The organism is Corallococcus sp. CA049B (genome assembly GCF_003611685.1).
Lineage (GTDB): Bacteria > Myxococcota > Myxococcia > Myxococcales > Myxococcaceae > Corallococcus > Corallococcus coralloides.
In genome coordinates this window covers 1-19,804 of sequence record NZ_RAWC01000171.1, presented here as the reverse complement: position 1 = coordinate 19,804, position 19,804 = coordinate 1, and the positions used below count along the sequence as shown (strand labels likewise).

16 protein-coding genes and 1 pseudogene are annotated in these 19,804 nt (G+C 69.5%); 5 read left to right on the top strand and 12 right to left on the bottom strand.

Features of this window, described 5'->3' with window-relative positions:
* Nucleotides 1–215: 215 nt before the first annotated feature.
* From D7W82_RS28895 to D7W82_RS28860, 8 genes are all read right to left on the bottom strand, one after another.
* Complete coding sequence (locus tag D7W82_RS28895) at nt 216–1,442, bottom strand: ROK family transcriptional regulator (RefSeq protein ID WP_120621425.1); 1,227 nt, start codon at nt 1,440–1,442, stop codon at nt 216–218.
* 48 nt (nt 1,443–1,490) lie between these two features.
* Nucleotides 1,491–2,255, bottom strand: coding sequence for a hypothetical protein (locus D7W82_RS28890; protein ID WP_120621424.1), 765 nt, complete (start codon nt 2,253–2,255; stop codon nt 1,491–1,493).
* 397 nt (nt 2,256–2,652) lie between these two features.
* Entirely contained in the window at nt 2,653–3,021 is a 369-nt protein-coding gene (locus D7W82_RS28885; protein WP_120621423.1) for a two-component system response regulator, read from the bottom strand.
* 2 nt (nt 3,022–3,023) lie between these two features.
* Nucleotides 3,024–4,592 carry an ATPase domain-containing protein gene (locus tag D7W82_RS28880; RefSeq protein WP_120621422.1) on the bottom strand — a complete coding sequence of 523 codons (1,569 nt, stop codon included), beginning with the start codon at nt 4,590–4,592 and terminating at the stop codon, nt 3,024–3,026.
* Between the two features lie 150 nt (nt 4,593–4,742).
* Complete coding sequence (locus D7W82_RS28875) at nt 4,743–5,522, bottom strand: 1-acyl-sn-glycerol-3-phosphate acyltransferase (RefSeq protein ID WP_120621421.1); 780 nt, start codon at nt 5,520–5,522, stop codon at nt 4,743–4,745.
* 29 nt (nt 5,523–5,551) lie between these two features.
* Entirely contained in the window at nt 5,552–6,337 is a 786-nt protein-coding gene (locus D7W82_RS28870) for an exodeoxyribonuclease III (RefSeq protein ID WP_120621420.1), read from the bottom strand.
* Between the two features lie 86 nt (nt 6,338–6,423).
* Nucleotides 6,424–8,268 (bottom strand): lamin tail domain-containing protein, encoded by a 1,845-nt coding sequence (locus D7W82_RS28865; RefSeq protein WP_120621419.1) that lies wholly within the window; start codon nt 8,266–8,268, stop codon nt 6,424–6,426.
* 160 nt (nt 8,269–8,428) lie between these two features.
* Nucleotides 8,429–9,391, bottom strand: a complete 963-nt coding sequence (locus D7W82_RS28860; protein ID WP_120621418.1) for an alpha/beta fold hydrolase — start codon at nt 9,389–9,391, stop codon at nt 8,429–8,431.
* A gap of 128 nt (nt 9,392–9,519) precedes the next feature.
* Here D7W82_RS28860 and D7W82_RS28855 point away from each other — a divergent pair, with 128 nt between their 5' ends.
* The gene (locus tag D7W82_RS28855) at nt 9,520–10,317 is read left to right on the top strand and encodes a phytanoyl-CoA dioxygenase family protein (RefSeq protein WP_120621427.1); all 798 of its coding nucleotides are present in this window, start codon (nt 9,520–9,522) and stop codon (nt 10,315–10,317) included.
* Between the two features lie 20 nt (nt 10,318–10,337).
* Nucleotides 10,338–11,186: a WbqC family protein gene (locus D7W82_RS28850; protein WP_120621417.1), complete on the top strand. Its 849-nt coding sequence runs from the start codon at nt 10,338–10,340 to the stop codon at nt 11,184–11,186.
* On the opposite strand, the gene D7W82_RS28845 is transcribed toward D7W82_RS28850, so the two are convergent.
* A complete protein-coding gene (locus D7W82_RS28845; RefSeq protein WP_120621416.1) occupies nt 11,126–13,036 on the bottom strand; it encodes an ATPase in 1,911 nt (636 codons plus the stop codon). The two genes, D7W82_RS28850 and D7W82_RS28845, sit on opposite strands and share 61 nt — an antisense overlap.
* A 67-nt stretch (nt 13,037–13,103) precedes the next feature.
* Between D7W82_RS28845 and D7W82_RS28840 the strand changes: the two genes are divergently transcribed.
* The 3 genes from D7W82_RS28840 (at nt 13,104) to D7W82_RS28830 (ending at nt 17,775) form a co-directional block, all read left to right on the top strand.
* Nucleotides 13,104–14,765, top strand: coding sequence for an acyl-CoA dehydrogenase family protein (locus tag D7W82_RS28840; protein ID WP_120621415.1), 1,662 nt, complete (start codon nt 13,104–13,106; stop codon nt 14,763–14,765).
* A gap of 51 nt (nt 14,766–14,816) precedes the next feature.
* Nucleotides 14,817–15,563, top strand: a complete 747-nt coding sequence (locus D7W82_RS28835) for a phytanoyl-CoA dioxygenase family protein (RefSeq protein WP_120621414.1) — start codon at nt 14,817–14,819, stop codon at nt 15,561–15,563.
* 154 nt (nt 15,564–15,717) lie between these two features.
* Nucleotides 15,718–17,775 carry a hypothetical protein gene (locus tag D7W82_RS28830; RefSeq protein WP_120621413.1) on the top strand — a complete coding sequence of 686 codons (2,058 nt, stop codon included), beginning with the start codon at nt 15,718–15,720 and terminating at the stop codon, nt 17,773–17,775.
* Nucleotides 17,776–17,837: 62 nt separating this feature from the next.
* Here D7W82_RS28830 and D7W82_RS28825 read toward each other — a convergent pair whose 3' ends face one another.
* The 3 genes and pseudogenes from D7W82_RS28825 to D7W82_RS28815 form a co-directional block, all read right to left on the bottom strand.
* A complete protein-coding gene (locus D7W82_RS28825) occupies nt 17,838–18,119 on the bottom strand; it encodes a hypothetical protein (protein ID WP_120621412.1) in 282 nt (93 codons plus the stop codon).
* Between the two features lie 168 nt (nt 18,120–18,287).
* Nucleotides 18,288–19,043 carry a hypothetical protein gene (locus D7W82_RS28820; protein ID WP_233587996.1) on the bottom strand — a complete coding sequence of 252 codons (756 nt, stop codon included), beginning with the start codon at nt 19,041–19,043 and terminating at the stop codon, nt 18,288–18,290.
* Between the two features lie 159 nt (nt 19,044–19,202).
* Nucleotides 19,203–19,804, bottom strand: a pseudogene (locus tag D7W82_RS28815) (error-prone DNA polymerase); the annotation flags it as partial.

Below are 19,804 nucleotides of genomic sequence, written 5' to 3'. Positions count from 1 at the left end.
GTCCCCGCCCACGTCCGGGACCCAGCGCTCCTTCGCGGGCAGCGAGCCCGCGGGACCGTCGAACTCGTCCTGCCAGACGATCTCCCAGCCCGTGCCCGGCTGCTCCGTCACTGGCCCGGGTTGCTCGTTTTGATTGTTATCCAGACCTGCTGCCGGATCACACGAAGCCATTCCCAGGCCCGAGAGGGCCAGGGCGAGGACAAGACGGCGCGAAGTCATGCACTTCTCCCGACGTGCTGCGTGGGAAAGAGGGAGCGGTCGCGCAGCGCCGCCTGGAGCACCAGGGTGGCCGCGCCCACGGCGATGGCCCGCTCTCCCAGCACCGACGTGACGATGCGCGTCTCCGCCATGGAGACAGACAGGGCGCGCTGCCGCACGGACGCGCGCAAGGGGTCGAGCAGCATCTCGCCCACGGAGGAGATCTCCCCGCCCAGCACGACGATGGCGGGGTTGAGCAGGTTGAGCAGGCCGCCCACGGCGATGCCCAGGTAGGCGCCCATGCCGTCGATGATCTGCTTCGCGGCGGCGTCGCCCGTGCGGGCGCCCTCCACCAGGTCGCGCACGGTGGGGCCCTTGCGGCCGCGCGTGCCCATCAGCTCGCGAGCCCGCTCCGTGAGCGCCGTGGAGCCGATGAGGGTGACGAGGCAGCCCCTGAGGCCGCAGACGCAGAGCGGCCCGTTGGAGTCCACCGGGATGTGGCCGATTTCACCGGCCGTTCCGCCGGCGCCCCGGTACACGTCGCCGTGGATGATATGGCCCGCGCCGATACCGGTGGCCAGCTTGATGTACGTGAGGTCCTCGCCGCCGGAGCCCGCGCCCCAGAAGCACTCCGACAGCGCGCCGAGGTTCGCGTCGTTGTCCACGAACACCGGCATGTCGAAGGTGGTCTCGAACCACTCCTTCACGTCCACGTGCTTCCACGCGGGGAGGATGAGGGGGGACATCTTGCCGGGGGACGCCGGGTGCACGGGGCTGGGCACGGCCACCCCCATGCCGACGACGGAGCGGCGCGGGACGCGCTCGGCGTCCAGGCACTCCAGGACCAGCTCCTTCGCCTTCTGCAGCGACCCTTCCGGATCGCCGCGCACCGCGTGGCTCGCCTTGCTCTGCGTGCGCACGCGGCCGCGGAGGTCCGTGAGGACGACGGTGACGTGGGAGGCGCCCAGTTCGACGCCCACCAGGCTGAACGCTTCATCACAGAAGCCGATGAGGGTGGGACGGCGGCCCCCGCGGGAGACCCCGGCGCCGATGCTGCGCACCAGGCCCGCCAGCTCCAGGTCCGCGACGATGGCGGAGACGGTCGACGGGCTGAGCTCCGTGCGCCGGGCGATCTCCGCCCGGGAGATCTGACGCTCGCGCCAGATCATGTTCAGCAGCAGGCCGCTGTTCTGCGCGCGCATGCCCGCTGCATCGACCGTCAACACCGCCGTTCCCGCTTTCATCGTCCGCTCACGTTCCTGTTTTGGCGCACCGGGCGCTCAGGTGGGGGGCTACTTCCACTGGATGTCGTCGATGAAGAGGACGAGCGGCTTGACGTCCAGCCCGCCCGCCGACCAGCCGAAGCCCCCGCCAACCGTGCTGTAGCGGATCTTGCTGATGTCCAGCGTGTACTGCGTGGGCTCGGTGGTCAGCGTGACCTCGATCTTCTTCGTCCACCCATCCTTGCCTTCGTAACCCGTGAAGAAGTTCACGATCTCGCCGCCGCTCTCGCTCCAAGCGTAGAAGGTCACGGCGTTCGCGCCATCCGGCACCTGGAAGCCCGGGCGCGGGTCATCCTCCCAAGCGCCCTCCGGGAACTGCCAGAAGACGCCGGCCCACGCGTCCGCCTTCTGGGTGGCCGTGAACTTGTGGCAAGTGCCCAGGCCCGCGCCCGGGCGGGGCGTGTGGCAAATGGGCTCGTCCACCAGACCGCCCTGCTTGCCTCCTCCAGAACCCATGTAGCCGCTGGGCGCCCAGGTGCCGTCCACGGCCAGGGGCAGCGTCGTCTGGGTGCCCGCGTCCACGCCGGCGTCCGTCTCCGTGCCCGCGTCGGTGTTGGTGCCGGCGTCCGTCTCCGTGCCCGCGTCGGTGTTGGTGCCCGCGTCGGTGTTCGTCCCGGCGTCCGTATTGGTGCCCGAGTCCGGCTTGGTGGTGCCGCCGTCATTCTGGGTGCCAGGCGTGGGGTTGTCCTCAGGGTCACAGGCGCCCACGAGCCCTGAGAGCGCGAAAACTCCAACGGCCGTCAACGTCCACGCGAAACGCCTGGTGCGAAGCATGAATCCCCTCCGGGTTGTCTTGCTGGGATGACTTCGTTCTTACGGCGAAGAAATTGAAACCTGCTGGAATCCGCCGCCCGCATGCTGCAATGCGTCACCCCTACTGCCACACGCCAGAGGAGAAACCGCTGTCTCCCGCCGCCGGGGCCCCTGCCACCTGGAGCCGCCCCGCGTCCCCGCCCACCGCGAACATGCGAGTTCGTTCGATTGACGAAGAAATACCAGCCCCCTTTACCCATTTGCAAGCAGCCGAGAACACGCTCCGCGCGGTCAATCCGCCGACGCAGTGCGCCGTGGCATCAGGAATGTATTGGTTTGGATGGGAGCGCGGGCAGACACGGCCCCTGCCCCGGTCAGGGGCGAGCCACGCGTCACTTCCTGCGATGCCTGAAGAACTTCAGTGCGTCAGCGGCGGCGGACCGATCATGCGCCGGACCACTGCGAGCAATTGCTCGATGTCGAAGGGCTTGGGCAGGAAGCCCGCGCACGGCAGGTGCTGCCAGAAGTCCGGCGGGCTGGCGCTCATCATCACCACCGGGACGTCGCGCAGGACCGGGTCCTTCTGCATGGACTCCAGCACCCCGGGCCCGTTGAGCACCGGCATCATGTAGTCGAGCAGCACCATCGACGGGCGCTCCTGGCGCATCCGCTCCAGGGCATCGCGACCGTTGAGCGCGGTGGCCGTGCGGTAGCCTTCGTCGGACAAGAGGTCCCGGACGGCCTCCACGATGCCGAACTCGTCGTCGACGATGAGGACGGGCCCCATGGTCACGTGCCTCGGCGCTTGCGGACGGTGCGGCGCGGCTTCGGCGGGGTCGCCCTGGCAGAGGACACTGTGCCCGCTTTCGGCTCGCGGCGCGGCTTCGGCAAGGGGGTCGGCTCCGGAGTCCTCGTGCGCGCGAGCCCCGTCATCAACATCTGCCCCTCCGCGAAGGGCTGGCCGACCTTGAGTCCCTTGTTCGTGATCTCCAGCTCGCGCAGGGCGGGATCGTAGGCGCTGTTGCGCACCTTGAGCACCGCGATGAAGCGGCGCAGCCCGGCGTGCAGCTCCACCATGCGCAGGAACAGGATGTTCTCCGCCACCATGGAGATGCCCTTGAGCGGGAACTTCACCTCCGGCCCGAACGCGGCGGTGGCCTCCGCGGTGTAGAGGAGCGTCACCTCGCGCACCCGGCACTCGTTGACGAGCGCCGCCAGGAAGCGCGCCACCCGCGTATTGCGGGTGGAGGCGCGGCGGAGCGCTTCGTAGCCGTCCAGGAAGACGCGGCGCACCCGGCCGCTGCGGACGATGGTCAACAGCTCCGTGCCCAGCTTGTCGAGGATGTTCTCCGTGGGCGGCCGGAAGCTCACCTCCAGGTCCGTGCGCTCCATCAGGGGCTGCAGGTGCAGGCCCACGCCCGCCGCCTGCGCGAGCATCCGCTCCGGCGCGTCGTAGAAGGCGAAGTAGTGGCCGCGCTCTCCCCGACGCGCGCCCTCTGCCAGGAAGCTCAACCCCAGCAGCGTCTTGCCGCTGCCCGGAGGCCCCAGGAGGATGGTCGTGGAGCCCGAGGGCACGCCGCCCTTGAGCATCGAGTCCAGGCCGGCCACGCCGAAGGCGTCGCGCTCGCGCCTCCCCGCGCCGGGCACCAGGTTGCCGTCCACCATGGATTCCAGGCGGGGATAGACGGTGAGCCCGTCACCGGTGATCTCGAAGCCGTGCTGCCCCAGCTTGTACGCGCTGCCCCGGAACTTGCGCACGCTCAGCTCGCGCAGGGTCCGCACGCCGAAGGTCCGCTGCTGGAGCACCAGCAGGCCGTCCACCATGGTGTGCTCCGCGCGCAGGCCCTTGTCGCCCCCGGTGGTGAGCACCAGCGTGGTGCAGCCGATGAGGTTCGTCACGACCTGGAGGCCGTGGATGAACTTCTTGAGCGCCTGCCGCGACGGCGCCAGCTCCTCCGCCGCCAGCAGTCCGTCCAGCACGAGCAGCGAGGCCTTGTGCGACTTGATCTCCTTGCGCACCAGTTCCGCGAGCGCGTCCAGCCCGCCCTGCTCCAGGATGGTGAAGGCGCTCAGGTAGCTGATCTTCCCCGGCACGCAGGCCGGGTCGAAGAACGACAGCGTCTGGAGGTTGCTCACCAGCTCCGTGTGCGACTCGGCCAGGAGCGTGAGGTAGAGGACCTGGTGGCCCTGCGCCGCCTGATGGAAGCAGAGCTGGTTGGCGAGGATGGTCTTGCCCGCGCCCGGCAGGCCCAGGACCATGTACATGCGGCCCTTGCGCAGGCCGCCGCACAGCACGGTGTCCAGACCGGGAATGCCCGTGGACACCCGCTGCTCTTCACGTGCACCGCCCAGCGTCATCACGCGCTTCCTTCCTGGGCGCCACGCGCCAAGCCGGAGCGCGAGCAACGGCCCCGGGTGGACTCCATAGTCCAGACCCCGCGTGAAGGCTCAACAATCTGGGCAGCGTGCGTTCCTGGACAAATACGCGTGCCCCGGCCCGCCGGCCGCTCAGCGGGCGGCGTTGGCGTCCGTCGCCGGGACGGGAGCCGCGCCCCCCGTCAGCGGCTTGAGCGACGCGCGCAGGGCTTCAATCTGGGCGCGCGCCTGGTTCTTGAGCGACTCCACGTCGTCCATCGTCATCCCCTTCGTGGAGATGGGCGTGCCCACCGTCACCAGCCCGCGCGACGTGGCGAAGCGCCACGAGTGCTTGGGCAGCGCGAGCCGCGTGCCGCTCACCGCCAGGGGCAGCACGTCCGCCTGCATCTCGATGGCGAGGCGGAAGGCGCCGTCCTTGAAGGGCAGCAGCTCGTCCGTCTTGGAGCGCGTGCCCTCCGGGAAGATCATCACCGGCATCCCCTTGAGCATCCACTCCTTGCAGCGCGCCATGGCGCCGGTGGCCGAGTCGCGGTCACCGCGCTCCACCGGGACGTCCCCGGCGATGCCCATCATCCAGCCCACCACGGGCACCTTGAAGAGGCTCCGCTTGCCCAGCCACTTCATCTCCCACGGCAGGAAGGAGATGAGGAAGCAGTCCGCGTTGGACTCGTGGTTGCTCACCACCACGGTGTTGGGCGCCACGCGGTCCGGCACGTTCCCGTGCACACCGAAGCGCCAGAAGGGCGTGAGCTTCGCGGCGGTGACGCCCACCAGGCGGAAGCAGCGGCCCACCACGTAGCGGCGCTTGTCGAACAGGAACGTGAGGATGAACAGGGAGAGCTGGACGAAGAAGCCGGCCAGGGCGACGAGGGCCACCTCGAGCCAGGTCCAGATGGAGAGCAGTGCGTTCATGAGGGGTGTCCCTTGGGCATGCGAGGGGTTCAGGTGAGGACCGCGGGGTCCAGGTCCACGCTCACCGGGCAGTGATCCGACCCGTGAACGTCCGGGTGCACGGAGGCCTTCTTCACGAAGGCGAGCGCCGCGGGGGTGGCGAGAACGTAGTCGATGCGCCAGCCGATGTTCTTCTCGCGCACGCCGGCACGCTGGCTCCACCAGGAGTAGTGGCCGCCCGCGGCGTTGAAGTGGCGGAAGGTGTCCACCCAGCCCGCACGGATCCACCGGTCGAACTCGGCGCGCTCCTCCGGGCGGAAGCCGCTCGTCTCGCGGTTCTCGCGCGGGCGCGCCAGGTCGATGTCCTGGTGGGCGGTGTTGAAGTCCCCCATCACCAGCACGCGCTGGTTGTCGCGCAGCGGCTTCTCCAGGCGCGCGAAGAGGCGGCGGTAGAAGTCCAGCTTGAAGGGGATGCGGGAGAGGTCTCGGTCCTTCCCGTTGCCGTTGGGGAAGTAGCCGTTGACCACGGTGAGATTGCCGAAGCGGGCGAACTGGAGGCGGCCCTCCGCGTCCATCTCCGGCGCGTCCAGGGTGGTGGTGAGGTCGTCCGGTTCGTGGCGGCTGAAGAGGCCCACGCCGCTGTAGCCGGGGCGCTCCGCGGCCACGAAGTGGGTCTTCCATCGGCGGGGGGCGCGGACCTCCGCGGGGAGCTGCTCCACGCGGGCGCGCACCTCCTGCAGGCCCACGATGTCCGCCCGGGCCTTGGACAGCCAGGGGAGGAAGCCCTTGCGGTGGATGGAGCGCAGACCGTTGACGTTCCAGGAGACGACTCGCACGCCCCCGCTTATGGCGAAAGCGCGCGGGTATTTCCAGCCCCCACCGCTCCTGGACGGACGGTGGGGGCCGGTCACTGCTCAGTGCGTCAAGGCACTTCGAGCGCGCTGGCCTTGTTCTGCGGGCCGCGCGTGGTGCGGAGGATGAAGTCCGCGCTGTTCACGTTGGTGTCGTAGCTGTTGCCCTTCGTCGCGTCCGCGCCGGTGCCCTCCATGGTCGCGGCGGACGAGCCGGCGTTGGCCATGCGCTCGAAGCTGCCGGCCTTGGCGGGCGTGCTCTTGATGGCCTCACCCTCTCCGTTGTCGCCCGTGCCCCAGCCCAGCTTGTCCACAACGTTGGGATCCGTGAGCGAGGTCGTGAGGCTGTTGGGGCCAATGCGCACATGGCCCCCATTGGCGCCCATGGTGATAACCGTGCCCCACTTCGCGTCGGGCACCACGGAGCTCTGGTAGGTGTCGCGGGCGATCAGGAAGAAGCCGTGGGCTGCGATGCGGGCGGTCGCCGGAAGCGTGTAAGTGTTGGCAGTGGCGTAGGCCGCGCCAGTAGCGCTCTTGTACTGGAGCTTCCAGCCGCCAATGTTCACCTCTTCGTTCGTCGGGTTGTAGAGCTCGACGAACTCGTCGTTGTCGCCAGTGGAGCCAGAGGCCGAGCCCGCGGCGGCGACCTCGCTGATCACGATGTGGTTCGTCGTGGGGGCGGCGGTGACGTTCGCCTGGGCGGACACGGACTGGCCGTTGAGCGTGGCCACGATGGTGCCCGTCGAACCGGACGCGCCCGCGGTGAAGGCGAACTTCGCGGAGATCTCGTTGGCCGGCACCGTCACGGTGGCCGGCACGGTGCCCACGTTGTCCGTCGTGGACAGCGCCACGGACGTGGCCGCCGCGGCCGGGATGTCCAGCGTCACGGTGACGTTGGCCGTCTGACCGGAGGACAGCGACACCGTCTCCGGCGACAGGTACGCCAGCGAGGCCGCTTCCGTCGCACCCAGCACGCGCACCGTGGCGGTGCGCGAATCGCCACCCAGCGTGGCCGTCAGCGTCGCCTTGGCGGAGCCCGCCGCGTCGTCCGCCGTCACGATGACCGCCGCGGTGCGCGAGCCCGCGGGCACCGTCACCTGGCCGTTGTTGGCCACGACCACCGAGGGGCTGGACGAGGCGACCTGGACCACGACGTCCGTGGTGGCCTCGGCGCTCAGCGTCACCGACAGCGACTCCGGAATCGTCTCACCCGTGGTGCCCGAGCGCGCGAAGACCGCGGCCGGCTCCAGGGCGCTCAGCGTCGCGGTGGTGCCCGCGTCCGTCTCCGTGCCAGCGTCCGTGCCCGCGTCCGGAGCCGGGCCCGCGTCGATGGCGCCGCCGTCCGTCTCCGTGCCCGCGTCCGTCTCGGTGCCCGCGTCGGTCTCCGTACCGGCGTCCGTCTCGGTGCCCGCGTCCGTCTCCGTACCGGCGTCCGTCTCGGTGCCCGCGTCCGTCACCGTGCCCGCGTCGGTCTCGGTGCCCGCGTCGGTAGTCGTGCCCGCATCGGTCTCGGTGCCCGCGTCCGTCTCCGTACCGGCGTCCGTCTCGGTGCCCGCGTCGGTCTCAGTGCCCGCGTCGGTGGTCGTGCCGGCGTCCGTCTCGGTGCCCGCGTCCGTCTCCGTGCCCGCGTCCGTCTCCGTGCCGGCGTCCGTCTCCGTGCCCGCATCCTGGTCGGTGCCGGCGTCGGTCTCCGTGCCCGCGTCCGTGTTGGTGCCCGCGTCGGTGGTGGGCGTCGTCACCTGACAGCTGTTGTTGCAGCGGTCGCCTTCGACGCGATTGCCGTCGTCGCACGCCTCGCCACTCTCGATGATGCCGTTGCCGCAGACAGGGTTCTTGTCGTCATCACCACCGCACGCCGACAACACCAACAGCACCGCTGACAATGGGACCAGCAGGTGCCGGGAAGACCAGGACATGGAGACTCCGTGTTGAGTACTGAGCCTCCTCACAAACCACAAAATTACAGGCCGACGCAAACACCTCCCGGTGACTTCTGGCTCACGGCCATGGAACCCTCCGGGTCACCGGTTTCTCAAGACCTGACAGTGCGGGTGGGTCGTCCGGGCCGGCCCTGCTTCAGCCAGGAGTCCCGGGGGTTTGCGGGGAGGCTGAATCCCCCAATCCATGCGCATCCAGGAAGCCCCGAACGGACTGGGCGATCTCCGTCCCAGCCTCCAGGAGGCCCGCGTGGCCGGCGTCATCCACCTGGAGCCAGTGGGCCTGGGGCAGCGCGCGGTGCAGCCGCTGCACTTCCGACAGGGGCACGAGGACGTCATCGCTCGCGGCGATGATCAGCACGGGCACCCGGATGGACGGGAGGACGTCCCAGGCGTGGCCCTCCGTGAGGCCTCGCAGCGTGCGCCAATAGGCCTGCGCGCTCATGTGGTAGAGCGCGTCCAGGAACTCGGCGATGTCCTCGCGCGGAGCCCGGGGCCGCAGCGCCCCCACGGCCCTCGCCAGCGGATCCGCCAGCGGGGTGGCGAGGAAGGCCTTCACCGCGGGCGCCACCACCGGCACCCAGGGCGTTCCCGCGGCCAGCATCCCCTTCGCGGCGGACAAGGCGACGCGGGATCCCCAGCGAGGATCCGCCGAGCCCGGCACGCCCGGCGTCCCCGCGATGAGCGTCATGGACGGCACCAGCTCCGGCCGGCGGCGGTACAGCTCCAGCAGGATGCGCACGCCCATGGAGAAGGCGATGTGGTGCGGGGGCTGGCCGTCGCCGCGCGCCATGGCCGCCTCGGTGACGCGCTCCAGGTCGTCCACGTGCACCTGGACGCGGTAGTCGTTGTCGCGCGACTCCTCGCTCATGCCGTGGCCGCGGTAGTCCCAGTGCACCACGCGGTGGTCCTGCTCCAGGTCGGCGACGATGTGGCGCCAGAAGTTCTCAGACGTGCCGATGCCGTTGGTCAGCAGCACCGTGGGGCGATCCGCGAGCGCTGCGTCGCGGCCCTCCTCCGGCATGCCCGAGCTGTGGGTATGGACCGCCACCCGGGTGCCATCCGGGGCGGAGACGAGGTGCGTGGCGCGACGGTAGGGCATCCCCGCCCACCATGCGGCCGGGCAGGCGCGGGTGCAAGGGCCGACAGCCCGTCCCCCCGAGAGCGCCCTCCCCCGTCCGCGCAAGGCCGGGCTGGACGCGCACGGGCCTCCAGGCAATGGTGCGCGCGATGCTCAGCGTGGAGGCGGAAGGGTTGGACGTGGCGGCCGTGCTCGCCCACTACGAGGCGCACGGCTTCGCGCGCCTGGGCCGGGTGCTGGACGACGCGGGCGTGGAGGCCCTGCGCGAGCGGGCGGACGACCTGATGCTCGGCCGCGTGGTGTACCCGGGGATGTTCTTCCAGCCGGACGCCACCACCGGCCGCTACGAGGACGCGCCCCTGGGGCTGGGCTGGCAGGGCCCGTCCCTGGACTACCGCAAGCTGGAGAAGCTGGAGAAGGATCCGCGCTTCCTCGCGTGGATGGAGAACCCGCTGTTCGAGCGGCTCTCCCGCGCGCGCATCCCCGGCGACATCGTCCTGTACCGCGCCATCCTCTTCCACAAGGGCCCCGCGGGCGGCAGCAACCTGCCCTTCCACCAGGACGGCGGAAAGCTGTGGGGCCTCACGCGCGAGCCGGACCTGCAAATCTGGACCGCGCTGGACGACGCGCCGGAGGGCGGCGGCTGTCTGGAGGTGATCCCCGGCAGCCACCGCGCGGGCCTGGTGACGGCGCTGGGCGGAGTGATTCCCCCGGACCGCGTGGCGGCGGCGGACGCGGAGGCCCATGTCGTGTCCCTGCCGGTGCGAGCCGGGGAGGCGCTGCTCGTGCACAACCACGTCTGGCACCGCTCCGGGCGCGGCCGGCCCGGGCAGCGGCGGCGCGCTTTCTCCGCCTGCTACATGAGCGCGGACACCACCTGCGTGCGCAAGAAGAAGGCCCCGCGCGTGTTCCCTCCGATGTTCCGTCACCCGGTGCGCGGCGGCTGAAAGGCCCTATCATCCGGGGCGTGTCCGGACACCCTGGAGTCCTCGTCGCCGAGCAGCCCCACTACCTGCCGTGGGTGGACTTCTACGAGCAGGTGGCCCGCGCCGGCACGCTGGTGGTGCTGGACGACGTGCAGTGGCTCCGGCGCGGCTGGCAGCGCCGCACGCGCGTCGCCCTGCCCCACGGCGTGCCCACGCCGCCCCCGTCCGAGCCGGGCTTCCAGTGGCTGTCCATCCCGCTGGAGGATCCACACCGCGACACGCGGATCCGCGACCTGGCGGTGGACTCGAGCCAGCCCTGGGCGCGCAAACACCTGCAGGCGCTGGTGACGCTCTACGGAGGCAGGCCCCACTTCCGCGCGCAGGTGTTGCCGCTCGTGGAGCCCTTCTACGACGCCGCCGCGCGCGAGTCCGGCCCGGGGTCGCTGTTGCGCGTGCTCCTGTCCAGCATGGCGCTGTTCCATGGGCCGCTGGGCTTGGAGCCGAACCTGGTGCTCTCCTCCACGCTGGAGCGCCGGGGCGAGGACAAGACGCAGCGGTTGGTGGAGTACTGCCTCCAGACGGGCGCGCACACGTACTACTCAGGGACGGGCTCCACGGTGTACCTGAAGCCAGAGCGCTTCCGCGCGGTGGACGTGCGCCTCTTGTGGCAGCGCTTCCGCCACCCGGACTACGCGCAGGGGCGCGAGGGCCGCTTCGTGACGGGGCTGTCCATCGTGGACGTGCTGGCCAACGTGCCCGTGGAGACGGTGCGCACGTGGCTCCAGCCGTCGCCGTGGGGGCCGTTCGCGGGGGACGGCCCCCAGCCACTTCAGCCAGCGGACGCGGCGGTGGGCGTGGAGCCCGCCGGCTTGTCGAAGCGCACGAAGTAGCTGCGCACGGCGGCGTCCAGCAGCGCGGGATCCAGGCGCGGCGGCTGGCCCTGGTAGTTCGCCATGTCGATGACCTGATCCAACAGGTCGCGAGGCTGGCACGCGGCGAAGGGCCGGTGGTTCGGGCGGTAGTGCTCGTCGATGAGGTAGTCCACGGCGCGCGCGTCGTAGGGCACGCCGCGCTTCTTGCACATCACCTGGAAGATCTCGTGGAACTGCTCTTCGTCCGGGCGCTGCACCTCCAGCTTGTAGCGGACGCGGCGCAGGAAGGCGTCATCCACCAGGGCGCTGGGATCCAGGTTGGTGGAGAAGGCGGCGAACACGTCGAAGGGCACCTGGATCTTCTTGCCGGTGTGGAGCGTGAGGATGTCCACGTCGCTCTCCAGCGGGACGATCCACCGGTTGAGCAGGTCCTTGGGGGACACCTTCTGACGGCCGAAGTCGTCGATGAGGAGCATCCCGTTGGACGCCTTCATCTGGAACGGCGCCTCGTAGTACTTCACCTCCGGGGTGTAGACGAGGTCGAGCATCTCCAGCGTGAGCTCACCGCCCACCACCACGAGCGGCCGGCGGCAGCGCACCCAGCGGCGGTCATACGAGGGCATGCCGGGCTCGTCCTCCACCGCGCGGTGGATGTTCGCGTCGAACATCTTCACCACGAAGTCGTCGATGAGCAGCGCGTGCGGGACGAAGATGTCCCCCTCGTAGCAGTTGACCATGCCCTGGCAGATGGCCGTCTTGCCGTTGCCCGGGGGGCCGTAGAAGAAGATGGCGCGCCCGGAGTTCATCGCCGGACCGATGCCGTCGAAGATGTAGTCGCGGATGATCAGGTCGCCGAACTTGTCCTGCATGCGATGGCGGGTGATGCGGTTGCCGCGCACGGTCTGCTGCTTCACGGCGGCGACCCATTCATTGAACGGCACGGGCGCCGGGCCGTTGTAGCGGTTGCGGTCCAATATCTGCCGCAGCACGTCCGTCACGAAGGTCGTGAGCTGGTAGATCATCGTGGAGCGGCCCACGCCGGATCCGCCACCGCCACGGATGTCGATGTACTTCTGGCGGCGCAGTCCCTCGATGACCTCGTCCACCAGCGTGGTGGGCAGTTGCAGGCGCGTGGCCACATCCATGCCGCGCATCTCGCCCGCGAAGAAGATGGCCTTGAGGACCAGCTCCTCCACGAACGTCGCGTTGAGGCCGGCCTCCTGGAGCGTCTTCGGCTGCGCGGGCCAGAAGCGGTTCGTCACCGGCGCATCCGACGCTTCACCGCGCCGGAAGCCGCGCCGCTCCGGGCCCACGTAGCCCTGCGGCGGCGCCGTGGCTGCACCGCGGCGATCAGGGCCACCCGGGGCCGCGCCTCGGCGATCCGCTTCCGGGGGACCGCGGCGGTCCGCTTCCGAACCGCGGCGCTCCGCCTCCGGGGGACCGCGGCGCTCGACGCCGGGGGCCGCGCGACGCTCCGGCTCCTGCGCGAGCGGTGGCGGACCGGGGGGCGCGGTGCGCCGCTCGGTCTGCACGTCGAGCATCTCCTCGGTGAAGGGCGGCGGCGCTCCCGGCGGGGCCACGCCCGCGGACTGCGCGGGAGGCACGCGGGGGCGCGGCATTGGATCAAAGATGACGGACGGCAGCGGCGCGGGCTGCGCAGGACGGGAGCGGGTGGGCTCCGGACGCTGCTCTCCACCCAGGGGCGCGCCAGCCGGGGCGGGCACGCGCGGACGGGGCGGCGCGGACAGGACGGGATTCGCCTGCGCGGCGGGCGTCTCCAGCGGGGTGACGCTGCGATTCTCGTCCTGCTCGGCGTCGAGGGAAGACGGACCTGGGCCAGGTGGGGGCCTGCGGAAGAAGTCGGTCATCACTGCTCCGGCGGGAGGGGGAGGTCACTGTACCCCACCGTCGTGTCCGCGGTGTTAACTTCAGCCCATGAGCTTCTTCCAGGCGCCCCCCGGTCTTGGCAATCAGTACGACGACGACGCGTTCTTCCGGAGCTACCTCGCCCGCACCCTTCCGGAGGAAATGTTCCGCTCGCTCCAGGATGACTTCCGCGAGCTGGGGGAGCTGGGAGGCAAGTACTTCTACGAGTTCCAGCTGCGCGACCGGCTGAACGAGCCCGTGCTCACGCAGTGGAGCCCGTGGGGCCAGCGGATTGATCACATCGAGGTGTCGCCGCTGTGGAAGGAGGCGGAGGCGCTGACCGCGAAGAAGGGCCTGGTCGCGGTGGCCTACGAGCAGAAGAACGGCGCGCTCAGCCGCGTGCACCAGTTCGCGCTGAACTACCTGGTGCAGCCGTCGCTGGACGTCTACTCGTGCCCGCTGGCGATGACGGACGGCGCGGCGCGATCGCTCCTGTCGCTGGGCAACCAGGCACTCATCGATCACGCCCTGCCCCACCTGACGTCGCGGGATCCAGCGACGTTCTGGACGTCGGGCCAGTGGATGACGGAGCGCACGGGCGGCTCGGACGTGGGGCTGACGCTGACGGAGGCGCGGCAGTCCCCGGAGGGCTGGCGGCTGCATGGCACGAAGTGGTTCACGTCCGCGACGACGGCGCAGATGGCGCTGACGCTGGCGCGGCCCACGGGCAACGGCCCCGGCGGCAAGGGGCTGGCGCTCTTCTTCGTGGAGACGCGGGACGCGCAGGGCCGGCTCAATGGCATCCAGATCAACCGGCTGAAGGACAAGCTGGGCACGCGCAAGGTGCCCACGGCGGAGCTGACGCTGGACGGGACGCTGGCGGTGCCGGTGGCGGGGCTGACGGACGGCATCCGCAACATGGCGATGATGCTGAACGTGACGCGCACCTGGAACGCGATGGGCGCCACGTGGAGCATGCGCCGCGCGATGGCGCTGGCGCACGACTACGCGAAGCGCCGGGTGCAGTTCGGCGCGCCGCTGTCGGAGAAGCCGCTGCACCTGGACACGCTGGCGGGGCTGGAGGCGGAGTTCCAGGCGGGCTTCCTGCTGGCGTTCCGCGGGGTGGAGCTCCTGGGCAAGCTGGAGACGCGCACGGCGACGGAGCAGGAGCTGCTGTTGCAGCGGCTGGTGACGCCGCTGGCGAAGCTGACGACGGGCCGGCAGGTGGTGCACATCACGTCGGAGGTGACGGAGTCCTTCGGCGGCGCGGGCTACGTGGAGGACACGGGCCTGCCGCGCATCCAGGCGGACGCGCAGGTGCTGTCCATCTGGGAGGGCACGACGAACGTGCTGTCCTTGGACTCGCTGCGCGCGCTGGCGAAGGAAGGCACGCTGGAGGCGTTCTTCCACGAGGTGGAGGGCCGGCTGTCGAAGGTGACGGACGCGGGCCTGCGGCCGTGCGTGAAGACGGCTCACGACGCGCTGGAGCACGCGCGGGCCTGGGTGTCCGGCGCGATGGCGAACCCCACCACGATGGAGGCCGGGGCGCGGCGCTTCTCCCTGACGCTGGGGCGCACGCTGGAGCTGGCGCTGCTCAGCGAGCACGCGCAGTGGTGCCTGGAGCACGGGCACGGCCCGCGCAGCCGGGCGGCGGCGCGGCGGTTCCGGCAGAACGGCGTGGACCTCATCCAGGACGAAATCGACCTGGATGATTCGCGGCTCTTGGGCTGAGGCATCGCGGCAGGTGCACGCGGCGGGCGCCCCCGTTAAGAAGCGGGCGCCATGTCCGTCCTGAGCCCCGAGCAGCGCCAGCGCTTCGCCACCGATGGGTATCTCGTCCTGCCGTCCTTCGTGGACGGCGGGACGTGTGAGCGGATGCGGGCTGTCATCCTGGAGCAGCTCGCCTCCGGAGACGGGCCGGTGGAGTACGAGGCCGACGTGGCCTATCCAGGCTCACCGGCGAGCATCGACTCCGAGGGAGGGCGGACGGTGCGGCGGTTGTTGAAGGCGCATGGGCGCTCCCCCCTGTTCGCGGCGTGGTTCGACGACGCGCGGATGCTGGAGGCGCTGGGACAGCTGCTGGACGGGCCGGTGGTGCAGGCGCGGGCGCACCACAACTGCGTGATGACGAAGCAGCCGCGCTTCTCGTCGGACACGGGGTGGCACCAGGACGTGAGGTATTGGGCCTTCGCGCGGCCGGAGCTCATCTCCACGTGGTTGGCGTTGGGCACGGAGACGCCGGAGAACGGCGGCTTGAAGGTGCTGCCCGGTACGCACCGGATGCAGTTCGCGCAGGAGCGCTACGACGCGAAGCTGTTCCTGCGGCCGGAGCTGCCGGAGAACGCGGCGCTCATCGAAGGCGCGCGGTACGTGCGGCTGTCCCCCGGGGACGTCCTGCTCTTCCACGCGCGGCTGTTCCACGCGGCGAGCCGGAACCACACGGCGGACACGAAGTACTCCGTGGTGGCCACGTACCGGCGGACGGACAACCCTGCCATTCCGGGTTCGCGCTCGGAGCTCGCGGGCTGACGTCTGGTTTTTGACAGGTGTTCGGAATATGAGGCAGGCAATGCCAATGGCCTTGCCTGCTTCTCTCGTTGCCTTCCGCCAATCCGTGGGGAAGGCGCTGTCTTTCACCCTCCCCCTGGTTCTTGCGTCCGGGTGCCTGTCCCAACCCGATTCCATGTCCGATGGCGGCTCGGACAGCCGCGTCGTGGTCGCCATGGAGGAGCCGGAGATTCCCAATCAGCCGGGCTACCCTGGTGGCGATGCGGGGACCTTCGATGCCGGCGTGTCTGTCGACCCGAACACCCTGCCTGGCGTGATGTGCGCCCGCGTCTACGACAGCAATGGGTGGTACCAGAATTCGTTCTGCGCTCCCGGCCTGATGGGACTGGCCTGCCGGGGTGACTCGAGCATCCTCTGCGTCAATGACAACACGGTGTTCCCCACCACGGGGCTCCGGAGCATCTGGTATCAGAAGGCCATCGACTGGGCGAAGCAGAATGGCTACCCGAAGGTCGTGCTCGATCCGGGCGTCATCACCATCACGGATCAGACCAAGATCCCGGCGCCGAATTATCCCATCGCAGGCCCTGACAGCCTGGGCGTGGGACTCCATGTCCCCAGTGGCATCCACCTGGAGGGCTCGCAGCAGTACGACACGGCCCCCACCGTCATCAACGTCCCGAGCGCCGTGAAGCTCGAGGCCCTGGTCCTGGTGGATGACGACCCCACCCTTCCCGCGGCCCAACAACTGGCGAATGTCAGCGTTTCGTACCTTACCCTGTCGGGTACGACGCAGGTCGGGTACAGCCGGGCCCAGGACTGCCCGTCCCGGGGCCACAGCCTCAACTCCATCCTTGATCTGGATGGAAACGAGCCCACGGCGGCGATACCGCCCGTGGACTTTCTCGCCGACCACCGGTTGGTGACCGTGGGGGTGCGTGTCCAGCAGTCGAATAACACGACGGGCGCACCCATCAACCTGCACCACTTGAAGATCGCCCACGTGGGCGGAGCCATCTCGTTTGGCTTCAACACCGTCTACATCAAGGAAGACCCTCAATGTCAGACGGTTCCTGGACTGAAGCTCACCCTGGGCCCGACGCAGACGGACGGGGGGTGCCCTGAGGGCACCTTCAAGAAGAACATGCTCTTCAGCAAGCAAGCGCAGTATTGCCGCCCGGGGATCTGCAACGCCGATGGCACCACGCCTCCTCCCGAAGTCGACGGGGGATGCCCTGCGCCGGACGTCTTCAAGGGAGGCGACGCAGGCACCGATGACAAGCTGGACGACGGAAGCCCGAGGCCCGAGGACGCCTACTGCGTGAGCGTGGCGCCGACGACGGAGTGGGGCACGCCGAGCTACTGCGCGGTCCATCCGTACGAGTTCCTGGGCAATCCCAACGCGCGCTCGCAGGTCCACCACAACTCCATCTGCGACGTGAAGGTGGCGATCAACGTGGTGGGCGGTCACACGGACGTGTTCAAGAACGTCGCGGTCCGCGTCCCCACCGCGGCGGAGAACTTCTTCGGGATGAGCACCGACGGACACCTGCCCTATTCGCAGTCCACGACCTACACGGAGAACTTCGTGTCGGGCTTCAAGCTGGGCTTCCTGACGGATGGCAGCCAGTACGCCCACGCGGATGACTGCACCTTCCAGCGGCTGGTGGGCTACCATCCCGCGGAGCTCCAGAGCTTCCAGCACGTGCTGGACCTGCGGCAGCACATGTTCGACGCGGCGCAGTCCTACTTCGCCCAGACGGATCCGCTGCGCGGCTTCATCGACCACCTCTACGTCCGGGACAACCGCTTCTACAAGAACGAGCTGGGCATGACGCTGTACCGGGTCAACTGGGGCTTCGTGGGGTTCAACATCTTCGACTCCCAGGGTGCCCCGGCTGGGGGGGACATTGGCGTGGTGACGTCCAACACCCTCAACAGCTGGATCTATGGAAACCAGCTGCGCAAGTTCCACCACGCCATCGACATCTCCGGTTCGCCCGGACATCAGTCCACGCTTGGCTCCTGCTACAACGGCATCCACACGTACTGCAGTGACTATGGCTGTCCGGTGTGGGGCTCCTATCCCAACACCTTCTCGGGGAGCGGCACGGAGACCGACGGCGGCACGGTCTGCAACGTTGCCTACCACGCAGGCTACTGCGCGGACCCCGCGTCCATCCCCTCCCCGGCGTTCCCGAACGATGCGGGGGTGCAGTGCTTCGCGTACTGAAGCCCTGACGTCACACGACACGGGCGCTCCCGGGTTCGTCCCGGGAGCGCCCGTGGTTCTTTTCAAGGCGCGTACTGATAGCGCTCGATGATCCGGCCCTCGGGCGAGACGGCATAGAGTTCGAACCAGTCGAGCTCGAAGTTGCCGCCGGGTCCGATTCCCTCACAGTGGTCAACGCGCCGGTTCACCCGGACGATGTAGACGCCCTTCCCCTGGCCCACGACGACCTCCAGGGCTCGCGCCGTGAAGATGCATTCATTCCGGCGCGCCTTGGGAAAGCGGCTCATGACGTCCTGGAGGGCCGCATGGGACGCCAGGATGGCAGGTCCATCCAGCGTCGCCATGGGCTCTACGTCCTCCGGCCACTCAAAGGCCGCAGAGGGAGTGGCTTCGATTGAGCCTGCCTGGGTTTCGGCGCAAGACACCGTGAAAGCAATCGCTGCCCATGCCCAAACACGGCGGAGGCCGCGCTTGGGTGGGCAGCGAAGGTGCGGCATCTGGCCCGGCTGAAGCTACTTCGCGGCCTGCGCGAGGGCGTCTTCCACGTAGCGGATGCCCTTGGCGGTGATGGCCTTGCCCTTCTTGGTGTCCTGGGCGTAGCCGGCGTGCAGGCGCAGCGCCTTGGCCGCGTTCGGCGCGGCGTACGTCACGCCCAGCCCGCTCCAGAAGCGCGACGTCGTTCCGGACGTCACCTCCACGTCCAGCGACTTCGCCAGGTAGAGCGGGATCAGCGAGCGCAGCAGTTGGTCCTTCTCCTTGCCTGCGGAGACCAGGTCCTTCTGGCGCGCGTGGCCTCGCAGCGCGGTCTCCAGCACCGACACCGCGTCCTCGCTCGCGGATCCGGACGCGGCCGCCTTCTTCGCGGCGGGGGCCTTCTTCGCCGCGCTCTTCTTCTTCGCGGGCGCCGCCTTCTTCGCGGCCGGGGCCTTCTTCGCCGCGCTCTTCTTCTTCGCGGCCTTCTTCGCCTTGGGCGCCGTCTTGCGGCGGGCGGCGGGCGCCAGCTCCATGCGGCCCTCGAACGGCACTTCCACCACCGTCGCGTCCACCTGGCGCTCCGGCATCGCGTTGCGCAGGGACTGAATCACCTCATGCACGGACGCGCGCGGGGCCTCGGAGTGCACCGGGCGGGAGACGCGGGTCGGCGCGGGCTCGCTCACAGGCGGCTTGCCCTGCGCGTAGTACCGCACCCAATCGCTCGCCTCCTCCACCACTTCAGACAGGCCCACGCGATCGAGCAGCGATCCCAACCACCGAAGACTGTTGCGCACTGAGTACCCTCCCGTTCTGATCCACGCTACTACACTCCAGACAGAAGCAACCTATATCGCCAGCAATACGGGTTGTTCCATGCCCCCGTGGGTCTTCTTGCCCCCTCACCCACGGATCACGGGAACAGACGTGCAGATGTAGCGCGGTGTTCCTACGCCTCACTGCCGCACGGACACCACGCTGCGCGTCTTCACGTTCGTCACCTTCCCCGAGCGCTCCAGCATCCCCTCCCCCACGAGGAACAGCGCGCCGTGGATCTCCTGCCTGCAGCGCGCATACACCTCCGAGGGCACCACCAGGTTGGCAATCCCCGTCTCGTCCTCCAGCGAGATGAAGCAGATCCCCTTCGCCGTGGGCGGCATCTGCCGGCAGATCATCATCCCGCCCACCTTCACCGGCCGCCCCGCGGACACCCGCTTCAACCCCTCCGCCGTCACCGCCCCCATCCGCTTCAACGTGGGCCGGAGCAGTTCCAGGGGGTGCTTCTCCAGCGACAGCCCCACCGTGTCGTAATCCGCCACCACCCGCTCCTGGACGCCCATGGGAGGCAACTGCACTGCCGTGCCATCCATGGGCATGCCGAAGAACAGATCGTCCGCGTCCAGCGGCCCCAGCGCTTGTATCTCCCACAGCGCCTGCCTGCGCGCCCCGCACAGCGACGCCAGCGCCCCCGACAACGCCAGCCGCGTCAACTCATGCCGGGGAACGCGCGCCCGCCGCGCCAGGTCCCCCACGCTCGCGTAGTCCCTGTCTCTTATAC

Excerpts from the sequence above, each read along its gene's own strand:
- D7W82_RS28890 (WP_120621424.1), bottom strand. The coding sequence starts at position 2,255 with ATGCTTCGCACCAGGCGTTTCGCGTGGACGTTGACGGCCGTTGGAGTT.
- D7W82_RS28840 (WP_120621415.1), top strand. The coding sequence starts at position 13,104 with ATGAGCTTCTTCCAGGCGCCCCCCGGTCTTGGCAATCAGTACGACGAC.
- D7W82_RS28865 (WP_120621419.1), bottom strand. The coding sequence starts at position 8,268 with ATGTCCTGGTCTTCCCGGCACCTGCTGGTCCCATTGTCAGCGGTGCTG.
- D7W82_RS28875 (WP_120621421.1), bottom strand. The coding sequence starts at position 5,522 with ATGAACGCACTGCTCTCCATCTGGACCTGGCTCGAGGTGGCCCTCGTC.
- D7W82_RS28830 (WP_120621413.1), top strand. The coding sequence starts at position 15,718 with ATGTCCGATGGCGGCTCGGACAGCCGCGTCGTGGTCGCCATGGAGGAG.
- D7W82_RS28895 (WP_120621425.1), bottom strand. The coding sequence starts at position 1,442 with ATGAAAGCGGGAACGGCGGTGTTGACGGTCGATGCAGCGGGCATGCGC.
- D7W82_RS28845 (WP_120621416.1), bottom strand. The coding sequence starts at position 13,036 with ATGACCGACTTCTTCCGCAGGCCCCCACCTGGCCCAGGTCCGTCTTCC.
- D7W82_RS28835 (WP_120621414.1), top strand. The coding sequence starts at position 14,817 with ATGTCCGTCCTGAGCCCCGAGCAGCGCCAGCGCTTCGCCACCGATGGG.
- D7W82_RS28825 (WP_120621412.1), bottom strand. The coding sequence starts at position 18,119 with ATGGCGACGCTGGATGGACCTGCCATCCTGGCGTCCCATGCGGCCCTC.
- D7W82_RS28860 (WP_120621418.1), bottom strand. The coding sequence starts at position 9,391 with ATGCCCTACCGTCGCGCCACGCACCTCGTCTCCGCCCCGGATGGCACC.
- D7W82_RS28855 (WP_120621427.1), top strand. The coding sequence starts at position 9,520 with ATGCTCAGCGTGGAGGCGGAAGGGTTGGACGTGGCGGCCGTGCTCGCC.
- D7W82_RS28880 (WP_120621422.1), bottom strand. The coding sequence starts at position 4,592 with ATGACGCTGGGCGGTGCACGTGAAGAGCAGCGGGTGTCCACGGGCATT.
- D7W82_RS28885 (WP_120621423.1), bottom strand. The coding sequence starts at position 3,021 with ATGGGGCCCGTCCTCATCGTCGACGACGAGTTCGGCATCGTGGAGGCC.